Source organism: Moorena sp. (genome assembly GCF_982860115.1).
Genome location: NZ_CEYLVT010000115.1, coordinates 15,772 through 23,575, shown reverse-complemented (window position 1 = coordinate 23,575; position 7,804 = coordinate 15,772). Strand labels below are relative to the sequence as shown.

The following is a 7,804-nucleotide window of genomic DNA, read 5'->3' as shown; positions in this document are numbered from 1 at the left end:
AGGGAATAGGGAATAGGGAATAGGGAATAGGGAGTAGGGAGTAGGGAGTAGGGAAGTGTGGGAAGTGTGGGGAGATGGGGAGATGGGGAGATGGGGAGATGATCAACTGCACTGGAAACTGCTAAGACCGTAATGGTGCGTTTTCCGTGATGGCGAACGCGCCCCGCGTGACCTACGGTCAAGGGATTGCTCACCATCACGGGTCGCACCTCTCCATCGCTACTTGATTAACTCTTGCCTTTTGCCAATACCATTGCGCGTAGCGCTATATCAGGAGACTGACAAAAAAAATCCCCTGGCTTAATCAGCCTAGGGGTATTGCAGGGATTAATTACTATGAACTAATTCAAAGCCAGCCGTTAAAGATTCCTTTCAAAGATGCCTAAAGGTACTAAGTAACGGGTTCGGGTGACTCAGTATCTCCGTTACCTTCGGCCTCAATGAGCTCCATGTCCTCATATTTGTCAAAGCACTTACGCTTAGCAGCGACAGCGATGTCGAGAACAATGGGTACTTCTAATTTGATCGGAACTTGGAACACACAGGGGTTATAGTATTTGTAAGCCATGGGTTTTACCTCTTGCTACAATTACGTTTCATCAACACATTTCTAGAATGTCAGATCTAACTCTGGCTTCACAGTACCCTTGAGGGTACCTTTTCTGTTAAGGATGATTAACGTTAAGTTATTTTTAGTTAACCGGTGTCTTTTTGAATTGACGGAATCCAATGCTCTAAGCCGCTACCGGAACAAATGAAGTAGAGAACAACTATTACTCAACCCTAGAGTCGGATTTTCGGTTTGAATTCACTGCTCCCTACTCCCTACTGCCTACTCCCTAAAAACCTAACCTAATTGAAAACCGCTTTACTACTACGGCAAATTAATCCTTCTGAGCCAAAATGTGTGTAAGAGTATGGATTATTCTGATCTGGCCACAGTTGCTGGCCTTTCTCAACTCCAATTTCTTTAACTACCTCTAATTTACCGTCATCGATGGCTTCATTAACTGCCCTAAAGACGCTTTCCCATGCTCCGTAATCATCAAAAATGATCAATGCATTATTAAATCGCTTTAAACAGTTATCAATATCTTGTTTGATATACTCATATTTATGACGTGCATCTATTAAAACCACATCAGCAGGAAAGGTTAACTCATTCCAATCAGAATTATAAACATCAAATTTTTGGAATTTTACATGGGAATTAAAAATATTGTTTAGTCTTGCTACTCTCAGGTACCTATCGTTAACATCTAAACCTAGATATTGAGTAAAGTGATCGGCTAGGTGCTTTGCGGTCATGCCCTTGTAACATCCTACCTCTAATAAAGTATATTTTTTTTTCGGGAAAAATTGTTTGACATGATCACGGAATTGTTGGCTAACTGTCCAACAATCTTTTCTTTTATCTACAGGTAGGACTATATCCTGCCATGTATTCTGTATTTCAGTTAAGAGCTCAAGCATAGGTTGTAATTAGTAAAAGTAATAAATATAAGCATTCAGCCGAAGGCCTTTGGCCACGCTACGCGAACAGCCGTCAGCTAAAAGCTCACGCTACGTGAACAGCCGTCAGCCGTCAGCTTATTTTATTCAAAAGCTGTTCAGAGCTCAAGTAGTTTGGCCACAGGCCTTTGGCTGATAGCTGTTCGCATAGCGTGCGCGTAGCGCATTAGCTGAATGCTTAATAATAAACTGACGCCCCACACCTACCACACGCCCTATTCCCCATTCCCTGCGCCCAGGGATGTAGCAGCACCTAAGTGCTTGAGCAAGGTGGCTTGGGGAAGTGGCCCAAGCAGATGACTCCAAGGCAAGACTTGTTCTGTTGACCAGTCGGTATAGACGTAGAAGTCTAGTTCAGGTAACTGTCCTCGTAATTGTTTAAAGGCACGGCGGAAACTGCCTAGGGAATCCCCATAATGCCTGGTTAGTTCTAAGAGTTGGGATAAGCGACGATCCCCTCGGGAAATCAGTGCTTGAATGACTGACCAGTTGTAGCTTTCTGGTCGAAAGTCTATGGCTTGCGTCCGTAATTTTTTCTGCAACAACTTGAGGCGCTTCTGGGCTTGGGGATTCAGGCCAAACCACTGAAAGGGTGTATGAGCTTTGGGAACAAAGGTAGAGCAACCGAGGGTTAAGCCTAGACCGGGCGCTGCTTTCTTAATCTGTTCCATCATTGCTACAGTTTCTTCAACATCTGCTATTTCCTCTCCCGGAATTCCTACCATCCCGTAGAGTTTCAGACGTTTTAATCCCCCTGCTTTAGCATTCACTGCTGCCTGGATAATTTGGTCATTTGTGAGCTTCTTATTAATAATCTCGCGCAACCGTTGTGAGCCACTTTCCACTGCAATCGTAATGGAACGGGTGTTCCGTTTAGTTAGGGTTTGGGCTAGCTTTTCAGTAACTGTATTGGTTCGCACTGAGGCAATACTCAAGCGCACATGGTCGTATTGTGGCTGATTTAGGTAATCTAACAACACATCAAACTCGGGATGCTGGGTGACGGATGCTCCCAGTAAGCCAATCCGGTCTGTTACCTTTAATCCCCGTTCTATAGCTGGAATCAGAGCATCGATCGCGCTAGGAGTACGAAATGGTAACGTGAGGTAACTGGCCAGACAGAAGCGACACATTTCTGGACAACTGCGCACCACTTCTACCATGTAGATGTTTTCCCAAGCCGCTTTTTCGGTGACTACTGTGGAAGCAGACAGGGTATTGCCCCGATAGGTCTGTTTAGATACCGTGGCAGGAATCTGATCACAGACTGGTTTAATGGATGCGATCGCACTGGTTAGGTCATGGTAGGTTACCTGATATAGACTAGGTATATAAACTCCAGGGACTTGGGCCAGATGCTGCAGTTGAGTATTACGTTCAGCAGTGCGAACCTCTTGATAAGCATCGATAAAATTATCTAGCAGGATTTCCCCATCTCCGAGCAAAATCACATCAAAGAAGTCAGCAAAGGGTTCTGGATTAGCGGTTAACACGGGACCGCCACCAAACACTAGGGGATGGCTAGAGTCTCGTTGTGCTGAGTATAGGGGTATTTCCAAAAATTCCAATCCCCCTAAGATATTGACATAATCCAATTCCCATGATATAGAATAACCTAGTAATTCTGGCTGTCTCGGTAATGGCTCATGGTAATCGGTGAACAAGCGGCTGACCCTTAGGTCAGGGCGCAAGGCTAAAGATGCCCACACTATCTGGTAGCCGAGACTAGTAATACCGACGTTGTATTGATTAGGAAAGGCAAAAATAGTAGGAATGGCATGGTCGTCAGGAGTCGCTGGTGTAAACAGAAGACGTTCGGAGGAAAATACCACAGGGTTTAAAGAGGACGTATTGGATTGAAAAATAGCAAAAAATAAGGTTTATTTTAATAGTTACATTATGCTTTGGTCATGATTAGTGGCTCACTAAGGGCTTAACTAGTAGTGGAAAATAACCAATCACAAATGACCAATGACATCATGACTAGTACGTATAAATCCGGATTTTAGGCAAGCAGAAGGAAAAAAGTTACAGATTCACTAAATTTAAAATTTTAAGCCCTAAAATAGACAACAAGTTATACGACAACATGTTATGGCTGCTTTTGTATTGCTAAGGAGTTGATGTGTCAATATTTTCCCCGAAGCCCCAAGATAGGCATAGCCACAACTCTGGGAATCTCTCAAAGAAACTGGCGAAAAAATCGGATTTGAATCAGAGTGTTGAGTCTAATGATGGCAAGCACCCCTCACCAAAGCCAAGACGGCGGAAGCGACCGAGGGTAGTTGCCCAAACTCTCAACGGAATTAAGCGTGTATCTAGTACGGTAATCAAACCGCTAATTGGACCAAAAGCAATCTATCGTCGCTCCTGGTTTTGGATCGGACTAGGGGTGGGTGGCAGTGCGATCGCATTGGGTTGGGGTTGGCAAAAGCTAGAAAGCTCTCTGCCAGATTCTACTAAGGATGTCTTGACCTATGTTCGAGATGGCACGATCACGATCAAAGCTGGCGACAGCACTATTATCCAGCAAATTGGGCCAGCTAGTCATGAGACCCTCAAGATTTGGCAAATACCCGAAACCCTGATGGAAGCCTTCATTGCCATTGAAGACCAACGCTTTAAAGAGCATAAAGGGGTAGATTCCCAGGGTATCCTTCGTGCTACTGTGGCTAACCTCAAAGCTGGGGGAGTAGTAGAAGGAGGTAGCACGATTACCCAGCAACTCGCTAGAATTGTCTACTTTGATCACGAACGCAGCATCGTACGCAAACTCAAAGAAATGCGCATGGCGCAGAAAATTGAGCAGGATTTGAGCAAAGATCAAATTCTGGAGCGTTATTTAAACTTAGTCTATTTGGGTTCCGGTGCTTACGGGGTTGCTGATGCCGCTTGGGTCTATTTTAGTAAACCGGTAAAAGACCTGACCTTGGGAGAAATGGCAACACTGGCGGGATTACCTCCAGCTCCTAGTGTTTACTCGCCATTGTTGGAGGGCAAAATCGATAGCTCTAGGCAAAAAGCAGCCAAAGAGCGTCGTGATGTAGTATTGCAGCGGATGTTGGAAAATGGCTACATCTCCCAGGCTGAAGCCAACAAAGCCATGGCCGAGCCCCTGAGTATTAAGCCAAGCCAACCGAAGCGACTGGAGCGTAAAGCATTCTATTTCACGGAATATATTCAACAAGAATTGCCCAAATACGTTTCCAAAGAAGTACTGGCTAAGAAAGGGCTGACCATTGAAACTACAATTAATTTAGAGTGGCAAGATGCTGCTGAAATCGCTGTCCAAAAGACCATGAAAACCTATGGTCGGTATCAGCGGTTTGGACAAGCTGCACTAGTTGCTGTGGATCCCCGCAATGGTCAGATCAAAGCCATGGTTGGGGGTAAGGATTTTAATGACTTAGATAGCAATAATTACCTCAATCGGGTCACCCAAGCTCAGCGTCAGCCCGGTTCTACATTCAAAACATTCGTGTATGCCGCAGCACTAGCAACAGGGATGTCTCCCTATAAAGGCTACATGGATGCGGGATATATAGTAGATGGTTACGAACCTAAAAACTACAGTGAGAGATTCCGGGGTTCGATATCAGTGCGGGATGCCCTGATTTCTTCGGTGAATGTGGTAGCCGTCAAAACCCTAGTGGATGTGGGCTGGGAGCCGATCATCAAACTAGCTCAAAAAATGGGGATTAAATCCAAACTCCATCCCACCTACTCCCTAGCCTTAGGAGCATCTGAGGTAAACCTGTTAGAACTCACCAATTCCTATGGCACCTTAGCCGCCCAAGGCATTCACCACGATGCTCATGGGATTAGCCGCATTATTGACCAGCACGGTAAGGTGATTTACGACCACAAAGTCGAGGGTGAGCGAGCTATTGATGCAGAAACAGCAGCCATTGTCACCTGGATGCTCAGGGGTGTGGTTACCGGGGGGACTGGGACAGCGGCTCAAATTGGACGACCAGCAGTTGGAAAAACCGGTACTACTGATGATGCCCGTGACCTCTGGTTTGTGGGCTATATTCCCCAATTAGTAGCTGGGGTTTGGTTAGGTAATGATGATAACAAGCCTACCAGGGGGTCTAGTGCAACTGCTGCTGCCACCTGGCGTCAGTTCATGTTGGAGGTAATCCAAGACTTAGACCGTGAGTCCTTTACTGAGCGCCCCAGGAAGTTATCCGGTCGGGAAGCTACCATTGAAGCTCAGCCGATTAAACCCAAACGAGTTATTAACAAAAAATTTGTTCCCACTACCGTTACAGCTTCCACAACTCGGTCAAGGAGAAAAACTAGTTCAAGACGAGCTAGTTCAAGCAGAAGAGCCAGTTCTAAACGGCGGCGTAGTCGGGTCAGGGTGTCTAGGAAAAGCTCTCAACCCAAACGGTATTACCGTCGCAAAGCGACAACTAAACGGTCTTATCCCCGTAAAAGTACCACCAGACGCTATACACCTAAAAACACTGCCCCGAGACGGTCAGCACCAGCAAAGCGCAGGTATTCACCAGCACCAGCACGAGCAAGGCGCAGGCCAGCACCAGCACCGAGAGTTGCTCCCAAACCGGTGGCTCGTCCTAAGCCTCAACGCAGGCCAGCAGGAGGTCCGTTAGCTCCCCCAGCAGCTAGAAAGTAGGTATCGAAGCCATCATCCTGGATGGTACGATAACCGAAATACGAGAAAATCTAAACTGGCTATGTATGTATTGATGGAAGCAGGCAGTTTTCCCTTGTGGTTTACCCTAGTGTATGTTGTGGGGTTTGTGGCAGCAGTTGTGATTGGCTCCATTGCCTGGTACAACTCTAAACGTCCTGCTGGTTGGGAAGGGTCAGACACTCCTAATTGGGTACCAAAGATCGATTCAGAGGATAATTCTAAGGGAGACGAAAGCTAACAGACGTTAGTTTGGTTGGGAAAACCAGAAGATTTGACTCAAAAAGAACCGTGACTTACACTGTTGAAGTCACGGTTCTTTTTTAGCCCTATTAGGGTAATCAAGCCACTGGTCAGAATTTGTTGGTATCGTATATATAGCACTACGCATTAAGGTGTTTGACATTGATACAAACAGCAAAAGCTGTTATAGAAAACTTTTGCCTTTTGCCTAAAGCCCTTGCCCGTAGCGCTATATGTCTTACTGAATTGCCATCATGACCAGAGCTGCTGAAACTAAGAAGAAAGGCAAGTCACTCCCACCAACACTGATCATCAGGTTGGGAAAATTTGTCTGGACAACTCTCTGGCAAATGATGATGTCGAAGCTGGCTCCACGGAATAATTCTGGAGAGTACATTCGCCCGAAGAGCGAGTTTAGGAATTTTATTGGGACAGAAGCAGAGAATTCTTACCAACCGGAAGCAGGACGCTACTGTCTTTATGTAGGACTCGGTTGCCCTTGGGCGCACCGCACTCTCGTGGTCAGGGCACTGAAAGGACTCCAAGACGCAATACCGGTATTCATTGCCTCTCCTTCTTCAAATCAGGGGATTTGGGTATTTAATGAGCAGCAGGAAGGCTGCGACACGCTTCCTGAGCTTTACGACCTGGCACAAACAGGCTACAACGGTCGTTGCACAATTCCAGTGCTGTGGGATAAACAGAGCAAAACCATTGTCAACAATGAGAGTGCAGAAATTATCGTAATGCTGAACTCACAGTTCAATCAGTTTGCTACTAATCCTACCCTAGACCTTTATCCAGAGGAACTGAAAGAAACTATTGATGTGTGGAATGAGACAATCTACCATACGGTGAATAATGGAGTCTATCGCTGCGGTTTTGCCCAGACCCAAGAGGCTTATGAGAAAGCTTGCGATCAGCTATTCACAACCTTGGATAAGATTAATCGAGCCCTAGAGACCAGTAGATACCTGTGTGGGGATAGGGTAACCTTGGCAGATGTGCGTCTATTTACCACTCTGTTCCGTTTTGATGTGGTCTATTATGGATTGTTCAAGTGCAACCGTTTAAGAATTCAGGACTACGATAACTTAGGTCCCTACCTGCGTGACTTGTATCAGCTTCCCGGAGTTGCTGATACCTGTAGCTTGGAGGATGTCAAGCGGGATTACTACGGAAATCTGTTCCCCCTCAATCCAGGTGGAATTATTCCCAGTGGCCCTGATTTGACTAGCCTGCTTAGACCTCATGGTAGGGAATCGGGAGTAGGGAGTAGGGAAGTTAGAAGTTAGAAGTTAGAAGTTAGAAGTTAGAATTTAGAATGCGCGAATTTAGAATTTAGAATGCGCGAATTTAGAATTTAGAATGCGCGAATTTAGAATTTAG

General features: G+C 45.7%; 6 protein-coding genes and 1 pseudogene. 3 read left to right on the top strand and 4 right to left on the bottom strand.

The window, feature by feature from the left end; translation table 11 throughout:
* From AC4II3_RS19330 to AC4II3_RS19315, 4 genes and pseudogenes are all read right to left on the bottom strand, one after another.
* A pseudogene (locus AC4II3_RS19330) lies at positions 1 to 200 on the bottom strand (hypothetical protein); the annotation flags it as partial.
* A gap of 191 nt (positions 201 to 391) precedes the next feature.
* Positions 392 to 568, bottom strand: a complete 177-nt coding sequence (locus AC4II3_RS19325; RefSeq protein WP_488009822.1) for a hypothetical protein — start codon at positions 566 to 568, stop codon at positions 392 to 394.
* A gap of 284 nt (positions 569 to 852) precedes the next feature.
* Positions 853 to 1,473, bottom strand: a complete 621-nt coding sequence (locus AC4II3_RS19320; RefSeq protein WP_488009824.1) for a class I SAM-dependent methyltransferase — start codon at positions 1,471 to 1,473, stop codon at positions 853 to 855.
* Between the two features lie 254 nt (positions 1,474 to 1,727).
* Positions 1,728 to 3,344, bottom strand: coding sequence for a B12-binding domain-containing radical SAM protein (locus AC4II3_RS19315; protein WP_488009826.1), 1,617 nt, complete (start codon positions 3,342 to 3,344; stop codon positions 1,728 to 1,730).
* Positions 3,345 to 3,637: 293 nt separating this feature from the next.
* Between AC4II3_RS19315 and AC4II3_RS19310 the strand changes: the two genes are divergently transcribed.
* The 3 genes from AC4II3_RS19310 (at position 3,638) to AC4II3_RS19300 (ending at position 7,710) form a co-directional block, all read left to right on the top strand.
* Complete coding sequence (locus AC4II3_RS19310; RefSeq protein ID WP_488009828.1) at positions 3,638 to 6,154, top strand: transglycosylase domain-containing protein; 2,517 nt, start codon at positions 3,638 to 3,640, stop codon at positions 6,152 to 6,154.
* 61 nt (positions 6,155 to 6,215) lie between these two features.
* Positions 6,216 to 6,413: a photosystem II assembly protein Psb35 gene (gene psb35 / locus AC4II3_RS19305; protein ID WP_488009830.1), complete on the top strand. Its 198-nt coding sequence runs from the start codon at positions 6,216 to 6,218 to the stop codon at positions 6,411 to 6,413.
* Positions 6,414 to 6,669: 256 nt separating this feature from the next.
* A complete protein-coding gene (locus AC4II3_RS19300) occupies positions 6,670 to 7,710 on the top strand; it encodes a glutathione S-transferase family protein (RefSeq protein WP_488009832.1) in 1,041 nt (346 codons plus the stop codon).
* Positions 7,711 to 7,804 lie beyond the last annotated feature (94 nt).